The organism is Deltaproteobacteria bacterium (genome assembly GCA_016875395.1).
Lineage (GTDB): Bacteria > Myxococcota_A > UBA9160 > UBA9160 > UBA6930 > VGRF01.
In genome coordinates this window covers 257820-275453 of record VGRF01000001.1, presented here as the reverse complement: position 1 = coordinate 275453, position 17634 = coordinate 257820, and the positions used below count along the sequence as shown (strand labels likewise).

Genomic DNA, 17634 nt, shown 5'->3' with positions numbered 1-17634 from the left:
CACCGCGTCCGGCGCCTCGCGATTCCAGTCCGCGCGCGACGGGCCGCTCACGTCGAAGCAGAGCGCACCGCGCAGGCAGCCGCCCCTACGCGTCTCCATCGCACGCCTCCTTCACGAGATTGGGTCCAGCCGCACCGCGCACACGGTTTCGTCGTCTGGACCGAGGAAGCGAACCCAGCGGTCGACCCAGCCATACTTCGCCCGCAACAACTCGTGGATGCGCTCGTGGGGCCCGGGCATCGGCGTCGCGCGGTAGCGCCGAGCGACGCCGCCGCGCTCGAGCGTCACCTCGGAGCTCGCAAAGCGCGGCAGCCAGTCGTCGCCCCCGCTGTGGACCCACACGGCGCCGTCGTCGTCGACGGCCCACAGGCGGATCGCCTGCCCAGTGCCGTCGGCGCGCTGGGTCCGCAGCGTCACGACCTCGCGACCCAGCTCGATTGCGGCGAAGTGCGCCGCCACGCACGACGCAGCGAATCCGACGAGCCCGAGCGCGACGATCGCGATCCGCTTCATCCCGCCCTCACACCCGCGGCAGCACCTCTTCCGCGAACAGCTTCACGCTCTCCCAGCCGAGCTCGGGCGGCGTGCCACCGCAGAGCGGGTAGAGCACGAACGTCGACCACGGGCCCTGCGCCTTGGCGCGCGCGACGCACTCGTCGGGCGTGAGCACGCGGAACTTCCCTTCGGCGCGGAGGTCCTCGATCGACTTCGCGCGCGAGTGCACCGTCGAACTCTGCTGGTAAGCGGGCTGCCAGCTCGAGTAGGTCGTGGCTTCGTACAACAAGTACGGCCCCAGCTCGCGCCACGCCTTCTCGGGATCGCGCGCGACCCAGAACGTCTCGCCGCTTCCGGGGGGCAACACGACGGGCTTCTTGCCGAGCCGCGCGCACTCGCTCTGGTAGAGCGAGATCATCTCGGCGTCGTTGCTCGCGGGCTGATAGGGCAAGCCGAAGCGCGCGGCGCGGCGCGCGCCCGCGAGGCTCTGGCCGCCCGCGTTCACGGGCGGGTGCGGCTGCGTGAACGAGCGCGGCGTGACGCGCACCGTGCGGCCCCGCCACTCGAACGGCTCGCCGCTCCACGCCTTCAGTAACAACTCAATGCACTCGTCGAGCAGCTTTCCCCGCGCGGCGAAGTCCTTGCCGAAGCTCGCGTACTCCTCGGGCCGGTAGCCCATGCCGAGCGTGGTCGAGACGCGTCCGCGGCTCGTGAGGTCGAGCACCGCGAGATCCTCGGCGAGCTTCACCGGGTCGTAGAGCGTCGCGAGCAGCGCCGAGATCGTGATGCGCAGCTTCGACGTGCGCGCCGCGAGCGCGGCAGCGAGGACGATCGGCGAGGGCAAGAAGCCGTCGTCGACGGCGTGATGCTCGGAGAGCGAGATCGCGGTGAAGCCGCGCGCGTCGGCGTACTCGGCCATCTCGAGCGCCGCGCGATACAGCGAGGCGTGGTCCGCGGGCGAGAACGGCGCGCGGCGCAGGTCGAAGCGCAGCAGCGAGATGGCCACGACTAATCCCTACCTTCGAGGTCTGCATGCTCGGGGCGGCGCTCTTCGGGCAGCTCCTGGAGCACATGGAATCGCACCTGCCCGCGCGCCACGAGCTTGCCGTCGCTCGCGCGCTTCACGGTCACTTCCCACACGTGCGCGCTGCGGCCCGTGTGCACGGGCAGGCCCTCGCACACGAGGCGGCCCGCGCTGTGCGAGCGGAAGAAGTCGGTGCTGTTCGCAACCCCGAGCACGCCGCGCTGCCCGTTCGCGAGCGCCGCGTTCCCTGCGCCGTAGCTCGCGACCGCCTCCACGATCGAGCAGTAGACGCCGCCGTGAAGCACGCCGTACGGCTGGTGGTGCTGCGGGCCCGCTTCGAGGTTCGCGACGACGCGCTTTGGGGTGACCGTCACGAACTCGAGGCCGAGCGCGCGGGTCCAGTTGTCGTTCTGCGGGGTGAGCTGCGCGGCGACTTCTTTGCCAGGCAAGCGCGTCTCTCCTTCTGCCGATGAGTTCATATCGTATGCGGCCTCTTCCTCGACTTCTGCCTGGAGCTTGCGCGTTGCCGATCGCGATGAATCGCTGCGTGCGAGGTGTGCGCTGAGATCGCTGCGCACAGGGCTGGCCGCGCTCTCGCTCGCGGCGCTGTTCGCGCTCCCGGCCGCGGCGCGCGACGAGTCGTATCGCGTCGAGATCAAGGCGCCGCGCTCGCTGAAGAAGGCGCTCGAGACCGACCTCGACTTGATGCGCTGGCGCGAAGCCGAGGAGCCGCCCGACGCGGAGCTGCTGACGCGCCTCGCGAGCGAGGCCGAGACGCAGGCGCGCGAGATTCTCGCCACGCGCGGCTACGTCTCGCCGCGCATGCGCTGCGAGGTGTTCACGGGCGAGGCGCCGATGCGCGTGCGCGTCGTCGTGGAGCGCGGGCCGGTGACGCGCGTACGCGTGGTGAACGTCGAGATCCGCGGTGCGATTGCGGAGTCGAGCGATCCACTCGACGTGCAGGCGCTCGCCGAGGCACGCGATGGCTTCGCGCTCGCGAACGGCATGATCTTCACGCAAGAGCGCTGGACCGCGGCGAAGGCGCAGGCGCTCGATCGCATCGCGCGCCGCCGCTGGCCCGCGGCGAGGATCGTCGCGAACGAGGCGAAGCTCGATCCAGCGCAGGCGCGCGCGGAGCTGTCCCTCACGATCGACAGCGGGCCGCCTTTCGCGTTCGGCGAAGTCTAGGTCGACGGCCTCGAGCGCTATGCCGCGCGCCGCGTCGAGACGCTGCGCCCGTACGAACCAGGCGAGCCGTACGACCGCGAGCGCCTCGACCGCTTCCAGCGCCGCCTCGCCTCGACGAGCTACTTCGCGAGCGCACACGTCGGCATCGATCCCGACCCTGCGAACGCCGCGGCGGCCCCCGAGTCGCGGTGATCGAGGCGCCCGCGCGCCGCATCGAGCTCGGCGCGGGCTACGGCACCGATGCCCACGGCAACGGCTCGATCGAGTTCCGCGACCACGACATCGCGAGCAGCGCGCTGCGCCTGCGCGCGCGCGTCGAGGCGGACTTCCTCGAGCAAGGCGTCGAGACCGAGCTCTCGCTGCCCGAGCGCTTCGGCTGGTCGGACAGCGCGGGGCTGCGTTTCGAGCACAGCGACATCGAGGATCTCGTCACGGACGAGGTCTCGCTGGTCGCGAAGTCGAGCGCGCTCGACGAGTTCAGCCGGCCCGCCTTCAGCGCCACCTTCGCGTTTTCGCGCCAGAAGGCGGCGGGCGTGCTCTCCGAATCCGTCCACGCGCTCCTCGTGGAGTACGCGCACACCTGGCGCGCGACGGACGACTTGCTCACGCCGCGCCGCGGCTGGATGGCGCAGCTGCAGATCGGCGCCGCGCCGCCGGGCGTCTCGACGCGCACGTTCGGCCGCGCGACTGCGCGCGCCGCTTACTACGTCCCGCTCACGCCGCGCGACGACCTCGCGCTGCGCGTCGAAGCCGGCGGCGTGCTCGCGAAGCGCTCGAGCGGAATCCCGCAGTCGATGCTCTTCCGCACGGGCGGCTCCACGAGTGTGCGCGGCTACGACCTCGAATCGCTGGGGGATGACGAAAGCGGCGCTGTGCTCGGTGGCCGCTACTTCGCGCTCGCGAGCGTCGAAGCGACGCACTGGTGGAACGAACGCCTCGGCACCGCGGCGTTCGTCGACGCGGGTAGCGCCTGGAACGAATGGGCCGGCATCGCGCTCGGCTACGGCCTCGGCATGCGCGCGCGCAGCCCCATCGGCCCGCTGCGCATCGATGTCGCGTACGGGCAAGACGACGGCACGGTGCGGCTCCACTTCTCGCTCGGGCTCACGTTCTGATGCGCCGCACGCTCCTCATCGCGCTCGCCGCGCTCGCGGGGTTCGGCGCCGCGCTCGTGTGGGCGGCGCAGTCCGAGGCCGCGCTCGCGTGGTTCAGCGCGCGTGTCTCCACGATCTCGGGTGGGCGCGTCGCGATCGAAGGGGCGAGTGGCTCGTTGTTAGGCCCGCTGCGCGCGGAACGTGTACTCGTGAAGACCGGCGAGACGCTGACGACTGCGGAGCGCGTCGAGATCACGCCGCGCTGGGGAGCGCTCGCGCAGCAGAGGCTCTCGATCGACACGCTCAGCGTGGGCCACCTCCACGTCGAGCCTGGCCCGCGCCGCGACGAGCCGCCCACCGTCCCCCCGAAGATCGGCATGCCCTTCACGATCGAGGCCCGGCGCGTGGCGATCACGCGCCTCACGATCGGCGACGGCGGCGAGTTCTCCGGCGTGCGCGGATCGCTGCGCCTGGGCACGGACGCACTGGAAGCCACGCTCGACGCGATGGCGGCGCCGTGGGGCAGGTTCTCCGGACAAGCGCGAGTCGGCGGCGAGCGCCCGTTTCCGCTGAGCGGCGACGTGCGCTTCGCGCGAGACGCGCTGCCGCGCATGCGCGCGCACCTCGTCGCGAGCGGCTCGCTGATGGACGCCGAGCTCGCGCTGCGTGGAACCCTCGCCGAGTCGGTCGTCACGGGCGCGGCCGGCTTCTCCTCCTTCGCGCGGCCGTGGCTCGGCGCGATCACGCTGCGTAGCGAGCACCTCGACACGGCGAAGTTCGTGGCGAGCGAGAGCGCGCCGCACAGCGATCTCGCCGTCGCGATCGACGCGCGCGGCGCCACTGACGTGCTCCTGCGCGGCGCGCTGCGCGCCGAGAACGAGGCCGCGGGGCCGGTCTCACAGGCACGGGTGCCGCTCGAGCGCGTGACCGCCGCGCTCGCGGTCGACGGCGGCACGCTGGCGTTCTCGGAGATCGCCGGCGATCTCGGCGCAGCGGGCGCTGCTCGCGGAACGGGCGTGCTCGAGTCGGGCGAGCTGCGCCTCGACCTCGCGCTCGAGCGCCTCGATCTGCGCGCGCTTCACGAGAACCTCGTCGCGACGCAGCTCGCCGGCGATGCCGACATCGCGATCGATGCGGCGCGGCTCGAGGCGCAGCTCGCGCTCCGCGAGCCGGGCCGCGAGATCACCGGCCTGCTCGTGCGCGAAGGCGATGGCGTTCGCGCCGACGACGTGCGCATCGCGATCGGCGGCGGCGTGATTGCGGGCAGTGGCGCGTGGGACGGCGCGAGCGCGTTCTCGGCGCGCGCGAAGTTCGCGGAGTTCGATCCCGCGGCGCTCGGCGACTTCCCGAGCGCGATGCTCTCGGGCGAGCTGGACGCCGCCGGGGAGCTCGGCACGCGCTGGAACGCGCGCCTCGACTACGCGCTCACGGGCAGCCGCTACCGCGGGCGCGCGCTCGAAGGCCGAGGCGTGCTGACGCTCGAAGCGGGGCGCGTGCGCGACGCCGACGCCGAGCTGCGCCTCGGCGCGAATCGGCTGCTCGCGAAGGGCGCGTTCGGTGCGCCCGGCGACGCGCTCGACCTAACAATCGCTGCGCCTGATCTCGGCGCGCTCGGCGGCGATTTCCGTGGGCAGCTCAGCGTCGAGGCTCGGCTCACCGGCTCGCTCGACTCGCCCGGCGGCACGCTGAGCGCGGATGCGAGCGAGCTCGCGCTGCCCGGCGGCGTCGCGATCGGCGCGCTCGCGCTCGATGCGGGCATCACGGGAGACTCCCGCGAGATCGACGCCGAGCTCCGGGCGAGCGCGCTCTCGATCGCAGGCGCGTCCATCGATGCGGCGAGCGCGACTGCGCGGGGTCCACTAGCGGCGCACGCGCTCGAGCTGCGCGCCAGTGGCAGCGGCGTCTCCCTCAGCGCTTCGCTCGCGGGCGGCTGGGACGGCGCCTGGTCCGGGCGCGCGCTCGCGCTCGAAGTCGCGGGCCGCCTGCCCGCTCGCTTGATCGAGCCCGCGGCCCTGCGCTGGGCACCGCCCGGCGAAGTCTCGTTCGGCCCCGCGCGCATCGCGGCGCTGGGCGGCGAGCTGGCGGTCGGCACGTTCGAGCTGAGCGAGCGCCGCCTCGAGACTGCGGGCGTCGCGAGCGATCTCTCGCTCGCCGATGCCCTCACGGCCGTGGGCGGCGACGCGAGCGCCGCGGGCGACCTCCGAGCTCGCGGCGTGTGGGTCGTGCCGCGCGATCCCGCGCAGCTCGGGCAGGTGCGCCTCGAGCTCGCCTCCGGCGACGCGCAGCTCGGCGGCGCGCCGCTCGGCGTTCGCGCGCTCGGGATCGACGCCGCGCTCGGAGCGAGCGTCGCGCACGTGACCGCGAGCGTGTCCGGCGAGCGGCTCGGCGAGGCCACGCTGCGCGCCGACCTGCGCGCGGCTCCGGGGCGAGCTCTGCTCGCGCGCACGTCCGCACTCGACGCGCAGCTCGATGCCGAGGTCTCCTCGATCCGCGCGCTCGGCGGGCTGCTCGGCATCTCCGCGCGCGTGGAGGGCCGCGCGTCGCTCGCGCTGCGCGCAGGCGGCACGGCGGGCAAGCCCGCGCTGAGCGGCGACGTGAACGGCGAAGCGCTGCGCTTCGATTGGCCGACCGCCGGCATCGCGCTGCGCGACGGCAAGCTCACGGCTCGCCTGACGACCGACACGCTGCACGTCGACGCGCTCTCGTTCACCGCGTCGAAGGGCGCGATCTCGGCGAGCGGGAGTGCGCCGCTCGACGGCTCGCCCGCGACGCTCGCGTGGAAGGCCGAGGGCCTGCGCGTGCTCGATCGCCCCGACCGAAACCTGGAAGTTTCGGGCGATGGGTCCGCGAAGATCGGCCTGCGCGGCGTCGAGTTGCGCGGCGAGCTTCGCGCCGATCGCGGCTACCTCGAGTTGCCGCGCACGCTGCAAGCTCGGCTCGGCGACGACGTGGTCGTGCTCGGCCGCGAGCGCGCGCCGAGCGCGGCGCAGCGCGCGCGCCTCGACCTCGACCTGATGCTCGACGCCGGCAAGGACCTGCGCGTCGTCGGCTCCGGCCTCGACACGTTCCTGCGCGGCAAGCTGCGCGTGAAGACGCTCGCGGACGGCACGCTCGTCGCGTTCGGCGAAATCGACGCGAGCCGCGGCACGTATCGCGCATTCGGCCAGAAGCTCGAGATCGAGCGCGGCGCGCTGATCTTCAACGGAGCGATCGACGACCCCGCGCTCGACGCGCTCGCGCTGCGCAAGAACCTGCCCGTCGAGGCGGGTGTCGAGCTCACCGGCACGCTGAAGTCGCCGCTCGCGCGCCTCACCTCGAATCCGCCCGTGCCCGATTCCGAGAAGCTCTCGTGGATCGTGCTCGGCCACGGCGTGTCCGATGCATCGAGCGCCGACACTGCGCTGCTGCAGGCCGCCGCCGCCACGATCTTCGAGGGCGACAGTGCCGTGCCGATCTCGCAGCGCATCGCGCGCGGCGTCGGCCTCGACGAGATCTCGCTGCGCAACACCGGCGAGCGCGCGCAAGCCGACGCATCGAGCCGCGCGGTCGCACTCGGCAAGCGCCTCACCGACAAGCTCTATCTCGAGTACGAGTACGGCCTCGAAGCCGCCTCGCACCTCGTGCGCCTCCACTACGCGCTCTCGCGCGCGTTCAGCGTGCGCGCAGAGACGACGGGCGAGACGAGCAACCTGGGTGTGAACTATCGGAAGAGCTGGGACTGATCAGGCCGCGCTGTGGACGTCACGCGCCCGAAACGCCGCGACCGCCACCGCGATCGGCGCGAGACACAGGAGCCCCATCGCGGCGGAGGTTCCGTGCGCGCCCGCGATCCACGCGAGCGCGAGCGGTGACGCGAGGTGCGCGGGCTGCAGCAGCGCGTTGATGGCGTTCACCATCGCGGGGCGGCCAGGCAGCGCGGCGTAGGCGCGCGCGCGCAAGAGCGGATGGAACGTGATCGACGCGGCGCCCACGAAGCCGAGCGCGAGCGCGGCAAGCACGGGGCTGCGCGTGAGCCAGAACGCGACGAGCGCGAGCGCGGCGACCACCGCGCTGAAGCGCAGCGCGCGCAGCGGGCGGACGCGATGCAGCGCGGCATCCAGCAGCACGATTCCCACGACGTCGCCGAGCGTCCAGGCGCCGATCACGAGCATGCGCTGCTGCGGCGTCGCGAACTCGGCGAGGTGCGCGGCGGAGAAGGCGACGAGCACCTCGTCGAGCAACTCCGACACGAGCGCGACCGCGAGCCAGCCCACGAGCGCGGGGTTGTTGCGGACGACGTGCGCGAGCTCGCGCAGCGGTGGACGCGGCTCGCCCTCGCCTGCGCCTTCGTCGTCGACCTCACCGTCGCCGTCAAGCGCGAACGGGCGATCGAGTGACGGCGTGCGCCAGTGCACGACCGCGAGCGCGAGGGCCGCCGCCGCCGCGAGCCACGCGACGGCGCGCCAGCCGAGGCCGAGCGGAACTGCCGCGAGCAGCAGCAGCGGCACCAGCGCATCGCCCGCGATGCCCGCGAACGTGAGGCGCGTGAGCGTGCGCTCGCGCTCGTGCGGGCGCGCCTCGACGAGCGTGCCCTCGCTCGCAGCGAGCGCGATGCCGCTCGCCGGGCCGTAGAGCGCGAGCGCCGCGAGCAGCACCCACACGTTCGGCGCCGCAGCGGAGAGCGCCATCGCGGCGGCGAGCACCGCGAGCGCGGAAGCGGAGACCGCGCGCACTCTCCAGCGCTCGGCCCACGCGAGGATTGGCGCCTCGACGAGCAGCGCCAGCGACATGTACGCCGCGATGACGAGACCCGACGCGAAGCCGGGCGCGAGGCCGAACTCGTCCGCGAGGTCAGGCGCGGAGACCGGCGCGACGCCGGAGGCGAATTCGTCGAGGAAGGTCGCCGCGAAGAGCGCGATCAGCGCTCCGCGCGAGAGCCGCAGTCAAAGCCGCGAGGTGTCGTTCAGCGTCATGCGCTCAGCCTAATTGCTGCGCGCGAGCGGGAGCAAGCGGAATCTCAGGACTTCGCTGCGCCCTCGTCCACGTAGCTCTGATGAAGATGAACCGGCGGCGCGTGTGGCTTGCGGATGCGGATGTTCATGATCTCGACGAACAGCGAGAAGGCCATCGCGAAGTAGATGTAGCCCTTCGAGACGTGCTGACCGAAGCCGTCGGCCACGAGCACTACGCCGATCAGCAGCAGGAACGAGAGCGCGAGCATCTTCATCGTCGGGTGGCGCTCGATGAACGCGCTGATCGCGCCCGCGAAGACGAGCATCACGCCGACCGCGATCACCACCGCGGCGATCATGATCGCGATCTCGCTCGCCATGCCGACGGCCGTAATCACCGAGTCGAGCGAGAACACGAGGTCGAGCAACACGATCTGGAAGAGGATCGCGCCGAACGCAGCCGTCGCCTGCTTGCCCTCGGGCCCGTGCGCCTCGCCCTCGAGCTTGTCGTGAATCTCCCAGGTCGCCTTCGCGACGAGGAAGAGGCCGCCGAACAGGAGAATCAGATCGCGGCCCGTGAACGAGTGGCTCATCACGGAGAACAGCGGCTGCGTCAGCCCCATCACCCAGCTGATCGCGAGCAACAGCAGGATGCGCATGCCCATCGCGAGCCCGAGGCCGATCTGGCGCGCCTTCACCTGCTGATCGGGCGGGAGCTTCCCGCACAGGATCGAGATGAAGACGATGTTGTCGATGCCGAGCACGATCTCGAGCCCGGCGAGCGTCAGCAGCGCGATGAGATTCTCGGAGGTCAGCAGCTCAGCCATGGCGACCTCACCAGCCCAGCACGTGCGCGAAGATCAGCGGCGCCACGATCGTGGCGTCGCTCTCGATCACGAAGCGCGGCGTGGTCACGTCGAGCTTGCCCCAGGTGATCTTCTCGTTCGGCACCGCGCCCGAGTAGGAGCCGTAGCTCGTGGTCGAGTCGCTGATCTGGCAGAAGTAGCCCCAGTACGGGCACGGGCGGCGCAGATCCTGATGGATCATCGGGACGACGCAGATCGGGAAGTCGCCCGCGATGCCGCCGCCGATCTGGAAGAAGCCCACCGTGCGCAGCGCCTCGTTGCCCGCGATCGCGCGCATCTCCACCACGCCCTCGTCGTGCGAGCCCTCCACCTCGGGCAGCTCTTCGAGCGTCTTGCCCATGGTCGTGTGCACGTACCAGCGCGCGAGCGCGCCCATCGTCTCGAGGCCGCTCTTCACCGTGGAGTAGCTCTTGATGTCACCCGAGAGCACGTGCGAGACGAAGATGTTGCCGAGCGTCGAATCCTCCCAGCCCGGCACGAAGATCGGGAGGTCCTTCTCGCACGCGGCGACCAGCCACGAGTTCTTCGGGTCGATCTGGTAGGCGTCGCGCACGCGGCCTTCCCGTAACAACTGGTAGAAGAACTCGTACGGGAAGAAGCGCTCGCCGCGCTGCTCGGCGCGCGTCCACAAGTCGAGGATCGGCTTCTCGATCGCGCGAAAGGCTTCGGCCTCGGGGATGCACGTGTCGGTCACGCGATTGCGCCCCGCCTTCTCGAGCTCCTTCTCGTCCGCGGGCGAGAGATCGCGATAGTTCGGGATGCGCACGTAGTGATCGTGCGCGACGAGATTGAAGAGATCTTCCTCGAGGTTCGCGCCGGTCGAGCAGATCGCGTGGACCTTGCCTTGGCGAATCATCTCTGCGAGCGACTTGCCGAGCTCTGCGGTGCTCATCGCGCCCGCGAGGGTCATCAGCATGCGCCCGCCGCCCGCGATGTGCGTCTCGTAGGCCTTCGCGGCGTCGACCAGCGCGGCGGCGTTGAAGTGCTTGAAGTGCGTCTCGATGAATTCGCGGATTGCCATCGCGTCCCCCTGCGCCCCGACGAAAAAGTGCGGCGGAGGGGAGCGGAAACGGGATGGCGGCGCAAGCTGCCGCGTCGACTTCGCTCGGCTCCGCGTCACTGCGCGCGGCGCGCTCAGGGCTTGCGGATCCGCCTCGCCGCGAGCAGCACGAGCGCGCCGATCGCGAGGAACGGGAGACCGAGCGCGGAGACCGCGCCGCCCAGCTGCGGAAGCGTGAAGCCGAGCGCGAACACCCCCACGCCGACCGCGAGCGCGACGACGCCGAGGCCGACCCACAGCCGCGGCGTGTGCTGCAGCATCCCCGCCGAGATCGCCGCGGTCTTGATGCTCTGCTCGAGCGTGGCGGCGAGCGCCGCGACATCCGCCTCGCAGCGCCCGCGGCAGGCGAGTCCGAGGCGCTGCGGCGCCGCGCATTCGCTGCAGACGCCGCGCATGCACGCGCGGCAGATGCCGATCGCGGCGCGGCCCTGATGTTCGGCGCACTCCATTCGCCGCGAATCGGCGCGGCGCAGCGCGTGCTTGAACTAGCGTGCGCCCGTTCCAAGGAGACTCCCATGGCCGCCAAGTGGCTCGACGATCCGCGCATCGACCCCCGCATCAAGGCCCTGCTCGGGAACCTCAGCATGCCCGCCGCGCCGAACGCGGAGAGCCGCGAGCAGCTGCTCGCGGAGGCGAACACGCCGCAGGCGAAGCAGATGGCCGACGCGATGAAGGCGATGATGGAGGCGATCGACAACGAGCAGATCGCGCCGTCGAAGGGCCTGCGCATCACCACCGAGCGCTTCGCGTCGCAGCCCGACGGCAACGCGATCAACGTCCAGTTCATCCGCGCCGACAGCGGCGAAGTGCAGCCGTGCGTCTACTACATCCACGGCGGCGGCATGCAGAGCATGTCGTGTTATTACGGCAACTACCGCGCGTGGGGGAAGATCATCGCCTCCTACGGCGTCGCGGTCGCGATGGTCGACTTCCGCAACTGCCTCACGCCTTCGTCCGCGCCCGAGGTCGCGCCCTTCCCAGCCGGCCTGAACGACTGCGTCAGCGGCGTGAAATGGCTCGCGGCGAACGCCGCGCGCCTCGGCATCGACCCGAAGCGCATCGTGATCGCGGGCGAGAGCGGCGGCGGGAACCTCACGCTCGCCACCGGACTCAAGCTGAAGCGCGACGGCGAGCTCGGCCTGATCAAGGGCCTCTACGCGCTGTGCCCGTACATCGCCGGCGTGTGGCCCCTGCCGCAGAACCCGTCGAGCGTGGAGAACAACGGCATCCTGCTCGAGCTCCACAACAACCGCGGCGCGATGGCCTACGGCATCGAGCAGCTCGAGAAGCGCAATCCGCTCGCCTGGCCGGGTTTCGCGAGCGACGACGACGTGAAGGGCCTCGTGCCCACCGTGATCAGCGTGAACGAGTGCGATCCGCTGCGCGACGAAGGCATCGGCTTCTACCGCCTGCTGCTCGCGAACGGCGTCCCGGCGCGCTGTCGCCAAGTGATGGGCACGATTCATGGCACGGAGATTTTCACCGTCGCGTGCCCGGAGATCAGCCGCGACACGGCGCGCGATCTGGCCGCCTTCGCGCGGGAGTGAGGCGCCCTACAAGCTCGGGAATCTCGCGTGCCACTCCGTCGCGCGCTCGTAGGCGTGGCCCGCGCGCAGCACAGTCGCCTCGTCGAACGGTCTGCCCGCGAGCTGCAGGCCGATCGGCAGCCCCGCGCGCGTGAAACCGCACGGCAGGGACAGCGCGGGCAGGCGCGTCGCGTTGAACGGCGCGGTGCAGCGGATCATCGCGGCGAGCACGTTCTCGTTCGCTCCGCCCATGCGAATCGTGTCGTCTCCGATGCGCGCGGCGACGATCGGCGTCGCGGGCGTGGCGAGCAGGTCGACGCTCTCGAGCGCGCGGCGCACCGTCACGGTGAGCGCGTCGCGCGCGCGCAGCGCAGTCATGAGGGCCTCGCCGCTCGGCGCAGGGCTTTGCAGGAGCGCGCGCACGTCCGCGCCGAGATCCTCGGGCCGCGTGCGCAGTGCATCGGCGTGAATCGCCTGCGCCTCCGCGAGCACGAACGCGAAGGTCGCGCCGACACCTTCTGCCACGCCGGGCAGCTCGATCTCGCGCACGTCCGCACCGAGCCGACGCAGCTCCGCGAGCGCGGCCTCCACCCCGGCCGCGACCTCCTCGTCGCAGCGCTCGAAGAACCACGCGCGCGGGACGCCGATGCGCAGGCCGCGCACGCCAGCGCCGAGCTGCGCGGTGTAGTCCTCGGCCGGCGTGCGCACGGTCGTCGCGTCGTTCGCGTCGTAGCCCGCGATCGCGCTCAGCACGAGCGCGGCGTCCTCCACCGTGCGCGTGAGCGGTCCGGCGTGATCGAACGCATACGAGAGCGGCAGCACGCCCTGCTTGCTCACGCGCCCGTACGTGGGCTTCATGCCCACGACGCCGCACACCGAGGCCGGCATGCGAATGCTGCCGCCCGTGTCGGTACCCGTCGTCGCGGTCGCGAGGCCCGCGGCGATCGCGGCGCCCGAGCCTCCGCTCGAGCCGCCCGGGATGTGCGCGAGGTTCCACGGATTGCGCGTCGCGCCGTAGTGCGGGTTCGTCGTGGTCACGCCGTAGGCGTACTCGTGCGTGTTGAGCTTCCCTAACAACACGGTGCCCGCCTCGCGCAGCTTGCGCGCCACGCTGCAATCCGCGCTCGGCACGTGATTCGCGTGGAACTTGCCGCCGCCCGTCGTGCGGATGCCCGCCGTCTCGTAGAGATCCTTGTGCGCGATGGGCACGCCGTGCAGCGGCCCGCGCGCGCGGCCCGCGGCGAGCTCCGCGTCCGCGCGCTTCGCATCCTCGCGCGCGCGCTCCGCCGTCACCGTGACGTACGCGTTCACGCGCGGGTTCAGCCGCTCGATGCGGCGCAGGTACGCGTCCGTCAGCTCGAGCGCGGAGACTTCCTTGCTGCGCAGCGCCTGCGCGGCGCGCGTGATCGTCAGCGTCGCGAGATCGAGATCGGCCATGGCGAATCCTCCGCGCGCGGCGCGCGCCTCAGAGCATTACGATCGTGCGGCCCGTCGTGGCGCGCGTCGCGAGCGCGTGAATCTCGCGCGGAATCTCGTCGAACTTCGCGACGCGCCCGATCACCGGCTTCAGCTTCCCGCGGGCGACTTGCGCCGTGATCTCGCGCGTGATCTCGGCGCCGCGGCTCGCGGGCAGAAAGTTCCAGCCCATGCCCTTCTTCATCATCGGAATCACGGGCTCCGGCGCGTACGCCAGCAGAACGCCGCACAGCTTCAGGTTCCCCACGATCACGCGGCGCGGCACGATGAACTTCTCGTCGAGCACGGTCTTGTCCGAAGCAAAGCCCATCATCAAGTAGCGGCCGTCGTAGGCGGTGCAGGCGAGCGACTTCTCGAACACCGCCGCGCCCACGTTGTCGAACACCACGTCGACGCCGCGATTCGCGGTCTTCTCCATCACGATCGCGGCGAAGTCTTCACTCGCGTAGTCGATCGCGACTTCCGCGCCGAGCGAGCGGCAGAGCGCGACCTTGTCTGCGCCGCCCGCGGTCGCGAACACGCGCGCGCCGGCGTTCACGGCGAGCTGGATCGCGGCGCTGCCGGAGCCGCCCGCCGCCGCGTGGATCAGCACGCTCTCGCCGCGCTTCAGCTGCGCGCGGTCGAACAGGCCGAGCCACGCGAGATGGAACGGGAAGTAGAGCGCCGCGGCGTCGGGGAGTGGGATCGCGGCGTCGATCTCGAACGCGGAGTGACCCGGGCAGATCGCGTACTCGGCGTAGCCGCCGATCGCGCCTTTCGTCATCGCGGCGACGCGCTGCCCCACGCGCGCTTCGGCGCCGGCGCCCGCGGCTTCCACCACGCCGAACACCTCCATCCCCGCGGCATACGGAAGCTCGTGGCGCACCATCACGTTGCCGCCGTTGATGCGCTCGAGATCGTTGAGATTCAGCGGGATCGCCTGCACGCGCACCAACAACTCGCCGGGACCGGGCGCGGGTATGGGCACCAGGTCGAGCTGCAGCGCTTCGAGCGGCGGCCCGTACTGATGCGTTCGCCACGCGCGCATCGTGTCCTCGCCCATCGCTGCTCCTCACGGCTCCGCGTGAGCTTCGCTCAGCGCGTCTCGCCCTGCTCTCGCGCGAGCCGCTCGCGCACGAGGCGGCGGAACGCGAGCGGCGCCTCGTCGTGCGGAGTCGAGGCCATGCGCGTGCCGGGAGCTGTTAGGTCGAGGATGCGCTGCTGGCCCTCGATGATGCGCTTGTCCTCGGCGAACGCGGCGTTCACGACCGCGAAGATGCCCTCGACGCGCTCGGGCGTGGCGTTCTCCGCCGCGAAGCCCGTCGCGTAGAAGTACCGCGAGCGCTTCGCCGAGACGGGCGTCACCGCTTGCTGCTCCGCGCGGTGCGAGAGCGGCTTCTCGTCGGGCACGCCGAAGCCGCAGCGCGCAGCGGCACCGAGCGGATACCACGCGGTCGTCATCAGGAAGAGGCCGGGCAGCAGGTATCGGTACGAGCTCAGCGTGTCGACGGGCGTGGGGTGACCGGGCGCGAGCCGCGAGTCGGGGTACCAGCGATCGATGCGCAGCCCGTCTTCGAGCTTCGTGATGCGCGGGACTTCTGCCGACCACGAGACGCCGCTCGAGCCGCCGAGCGTCGTCGCGTGCGAGAAGTCGAGGTGCGAGAGGTCGCACAGGTTGTCGTTCAGCAGCTCCCAGTTCGCGTCGTAGTCCATCACGTCCGCGCGCATCACCCAGCGCGGGTCGTCGAGACCGAACGCGTCGGGGATGCGCGCAGGGTCCGCGAGCGCCGCGTCGCCCATCCACACCCACAGCCAGCTCCAGCGCTCGACGACGGGGTACGCGCGCACGCTGAGCCGAGGCGGCGCGCTGCGCGCGGGCATCGCGGTGCACATGCCGCGCGCGTCGAAGCGCAGCCCGTGATAACCGCAGCGCAGCTCGTCGCCCTCGATCGTCCCTAATGACAAGGGCGCGTGACGATGCGGGCAGCGGTCTTCGAGCGCGACGACCGAGCCGTCGCGCCTTCGGTACAGCGCGATCGGCTCGCCGAGGATCACCCGCCCGATCGGCGCGCCCGCGGCGAGCTCGTGGCTCCAGGCCGCGACGTACCAGAGGTTGCGAATGAAGCCGCTCACGACCTACGCGCTGGGCTTCCGCGAGTCGCTCCCGAGCGCGACCGAGCGCACGGCCTTGCTGTCGGTGGGCTGGTGCCCCACGTCGTGCTTCGGAGCCGGAATCTCCACCACGCGATTCGTCAGGCGACCGAGCCCCGTCACCTCGACCTCGACCACGTCGCCCGGCTGCATCGGCCGGGAGTTCGCGGGCGTGCCGGTGAGCACGATGTCGCCGGGCAGCAGCGTGATGTGCCGGCACAAGTCGGCGAGCTGGTAGTCGATGCCGAAGGTCATCTCCGAGACCTTGCCCTCCTGCACGACGCGCCCGTTCAAGTAGGTGCGCAGCACGCTCTCGCGCACGTCGACGCCGCGCACGAGGCCGGGCCCGATCGGGCAGAACCCGTCCTGCCCCTTCACGCGCAGCATCGAGCCGGCGTCGGTGTCGCGGAAGTCCTGCGCGCCCACGTCGTTCGCCGGCGCGAAGCCCGCGATGTAGTCCCACACCTCGTCGCGCGAGACGTTGCGCATCGGGCGCCCGATCACGGCCGCGACTTCGCCCTCGTAGTTCAGGTACTGGCAGTTCGCTGGGCGACACAGCACGCCGCGGTGCGCGTTCAGCGCGGTCGTCGGCTTTTGGAAGTACGTGGGCGTGACGAGCTCCGGCGCTTGGAACTCGATGCGGCGCGACTCGTAGTTGAGATGGATGCACAGGATCTTCGTGGGCTCGCACGGCGCGAGGTAGGTCGCGTCGGCTTCGCGCACGCGGCGGCCGTCTCCCAGTAACAACTCGTCTCCCGCGAGCGTCACCCACTGCGGGGTGCCTTGGTGGAGGATGCGGCGCGTCTCGATGCGGGGGCCGGAAAGAACGCTCATGGGATGCTCCTCGCGCAGGCGGCTCAGAAGAGGCCTTTGTGCCCGTAGGTGTCGGCGTCGTAGTACTCGCTCTGGTGCGTCGCGGGGCGACCGCCGAAGCCGTACTCGAAGTTGAAGCCCGACGGACTCTTGAAATAGAACGAGAACATCGCGTCGTTGGCGTGCTTCCCGAGCTCGATCGCGATGGGGATGTTCGCCTTCTTCACGAGGTCGTAGGTGAGGCCCACGTCGTCGAGGTTGTCCACCTCGAGCATGATGTGGTTGAGACGCTTCTCGCCCGGCGGCACGCCCCACGCCACGGAGTGATCGCGCGGCGAGCAGTGCATGAAGCGCAGCTGCAGCGCCCTCGGCCCGAGGCCGAACTTGTACTCGACGCCGCCGCGCATCCCGAGCGCGCGGTAGAAGCGCGTCGCGGCGTCCGAATCGGGCTCGCGCAGAATGCAGTGGCCTGCGCCGCCGTCGCCGGTGAGGAAGCGGCCGTGCATGCCGCGGCCGGGATGGAACGGGCGGCTCGGCTGAATGAGCGGCGCGTGGAAGATCTCGATCGGCGTGCCGCCCGGGTCGGCGAGCTTCATCACCTCGAGCACGCGGCGCTCTTCCGCCTCCGCGAGCGAGCCGACGCGGAACTCGATGCCCGCGTTCGCGAGCTGCTTCTGCATCTCCGCGAACTCCTCCGCGCCCGCGACGCGGAAGCCGAGGTACGCGATGTCGTCGTCGCCGTTCGCGTGCACGACGAAGCGGTGATGCCAGGCGTCCATGCGCAGGTAGAAGCGATCCGACTCGCCCGGCTCCTCGCGCACCTCGAGCCCGAGGATCTCGCGCGCGAACTGCTTCCAGGCAGCGACGTCCTTCACGCCGATGCCGAAGTACCCGAGCTCCGTGACCTGAACCATGGCGATTCCTCCGCTTCGTTTCCGGCCAAGCATGCCCGAGCACGCACGCCGCGGCTCGACCCACCGTGAGGCCACTGTTCGAACTCCGCTCGGCTCCGAAGACTTCGCCTCGCTGCG

16 protein-coding genes are annotated in these 17634 nt (G+C 71.2%); 4 read left to right on the top strand and 12 right to left on the bottom strand.

Features of this window, described 5'->3' with window-relative positions; translation table 11 throughout:
- Window positions 1-111: 111 nt before the first annotated feature.
- From FJ091_01410 to FJ091_01400, 3 genes are all read right to left on the bottom strand, one after another.
- Complete coding sequence (locus tag FJ091_01410) at window positions 112-513, bottom strand: hypothetical protein (GenBank protein ID MBM4382002.1); 402 nt, start codon at window positions 511-513, stop codon at window positions 112-114.
- Between the two features lie 7 nt (window positions 514-520).
- Window positions 521-1414, bottom strand: coding sequence for an LLM class flavin-dependent oxidoreductase (locus FJ091_01405; protein MBM4382001.1), 894 nt, complete (start codon window positions 1412-1414; stop codon window positions 521-523).
- Window positions 1415-1503: 89 nt separating this feature from the next.
- Window positions 1504-1998: a PaaI family thioesterase gene (locus FJ091_01400; GenBank protein ID MBM4382000.1), complete on the bottom strand. Its 495-nt coding sequence runs from the start codon at window positions 1996-1998 to the stop codon at window positions 1504-1506.
- 37 nt (window positions 1999-2035) lie between these two features.
- On the opposite strand from FJ091_01400, the gene FJ091_01395 reads away from it, so the two are divergent.
- The 3 genes from FJ091_01395 (at window position 2036) to FJ091_01385 (ending at window position 7523) form a co-directional block, all read left to right on the top strand.
- Window positions 2036-2707 (top strand): hypothetical protein, encoded by a 672-nt coding sequence (locus FJ091_01395; GenBank protein MBM4381999.1) that lies wholly within the window; start codon window positions 2036-2038, stop codon window positions 2705-2707.
- A 188-nt stretch (window positions 2708-2895) separates the two neighbouring features.
- Window positions 2896-3822 (top strand): outer membrane protein assembly factor, encoded by a 927-nt coding sequence (locus FJ091_01390; GenBank protein MBM4381998.1) that lies wholly within the window; start codon window positions 2896-2898, stop codon window positions 3820-3822.
- The gene (locus tag FJ091_01385) at window positions 3822-7523 is read left to right on the top strand and encodes a translocation/assembly module TamB domain-containing protein (GenBank protein MBM4381997.1); all 3702 of its coding nucleotides are present in this window, start codon (window positions 3822-3824) and stop codon (window positions 7521-7523) included. The genes FJ091_01390 and FJ091_01385 overlap by 1 nt, the downstream gene beginning before the upstream one ends.
- Here FJ091_01385 and FJ091_01380 read toward each other — a convergent pair whose 3' ends face one another.
- The 4 genes from FJ091_01380 to FJ091_01365 all read right to left on the bottom strand — a co-directional run bounded on the left by FJ091_01380 (window position 7524) and on the right by FJ091_01365 (window position 11107).
- Window positions 7524-8723 (bottom strand): MFS transporter, encoded by a 1200-nt coding sequence (locus tag FJ091_01380; GenBank protein MBM4381996.1) that lies wholly within the window; start codon window positions 8721-8723, stop codon window positions 7524-7526.
- Window positions 8724-8797: 74 nt separating this feature from the next.
- Window positions 8798-9559, bottom strand: coding sequence for a TerC family protein (locus FJ091_01375; protein ID MBM4381995.1), 762 nt, complete (start codon window positions 9557-9559; stop codon window positions 8798-8800).
- 7 nt (window positions 9560-9566) lie between these two features.
- Entirely contained in the window at window positions 9567-10619 is a 1053-nt protein-coding gene (locus FJ091_01370; protein ID MBM4381994.1) for a deoxyhypusine synthase family protein, read from the bottom strand.
- Between the two features lie 113 nt (window positions 10620-10732).
- Window positions 10733-11107 carry a hypothetical protein gene (locus FJ091_01365; GenBank protein ID MBM4381993.1) on the bottom strand — a complete coding sequence of 125 codons (375 nt, stop codon included), beginning with the start codon at window positions 11105-11107 and terminating at the stop codon, window positions 10733-10735.
- A 66-nt stretch (window positions 11108-11173) separates the two neighbouring features.
- Between FJ091_01365 and FJ091_01360 the strand changes: the two genes are divergently transcribed.
- Entirely contained in the window at window positions 11174-12205 is a 1032-nt protein-coding gene (locus FJ091_01360) for an alpha/beta hydrolase (GenBank protein ID MBM4381992.1), read from the top strand.
- 6 nt (window positions 12206-12211) lie between these two features.
- Here FJ091_01360 and FJ091_01355 read toward each other — a convergent pair whose 3' ends face one another.
- Genes FJ091_01355 through FJ091_01335 form a run of 5 tightly spaced genes read right to left on the bottom strand, consistent with a single transcriptional unit; the run spans window position 12212 to window position 17517 of the window.
- Complete coding sequence (locus FJ091_01355; GenBank protein MBM4381991.1) at window positions 12212-13621, bottom strand: hypothetical protein; 1410 nt, start codon at window positions 13619-13621, stop codon at window positions 12212-12214.
- A 28-nt stretch (window positions 13622-13649) separates the two neighbouring features.
- Complete coding sequence (locus tag FJ091_01350) at window positions 13650-14702, bottom strand: zinc-binding dehydrogenase (GenBank protein MBM4381990.1); 1053 nt, start codon at window positions 14700-14702, stop codon at window positions 13650-13652.
- 32 nt (window positions 14703-14734) lie between these two features.
- The gene (locus FJ091_01345; protein ID MBM4381989.1) at window positions 14735-15772 is read right to left on the bottom strand and encodes an aromatic ring-hydroxylating dioxygenase subunit alpha; all 1038 of its coding nucleotides are present in this window, start codon (window positions 15770-15772) and stop codon (window positions 14735-14737) included.
- A 3-nt stretch (window positions 15773-15775) separates the two neighbouring features.
- Window positions 15776-16624 (bottom strand): fumarylacetoacetate hydrolase family protein, encoded by an 849-nt coding sequence (locus tag FJ091_01340; GenBank protein MBM4381988.1) that lies wholly within the window; start codon window positions 16622-16624, stop codon window positions 15776-15778.
- A 23-nt stretch (window positions 16625-16647) separates the two neighbouring features.
- Complete coding sequence (locus tag FJ091_01335) at window positions 16648-17517, bottom strand: VOC family protein (GenBank protein ID MBM4381987.1); 870 nt, start codon at window positions 17515-17517, stop codon at window positions 16648-16650.
- Window positions 17518-17634 lie beyond the last annotated feature (117 nt).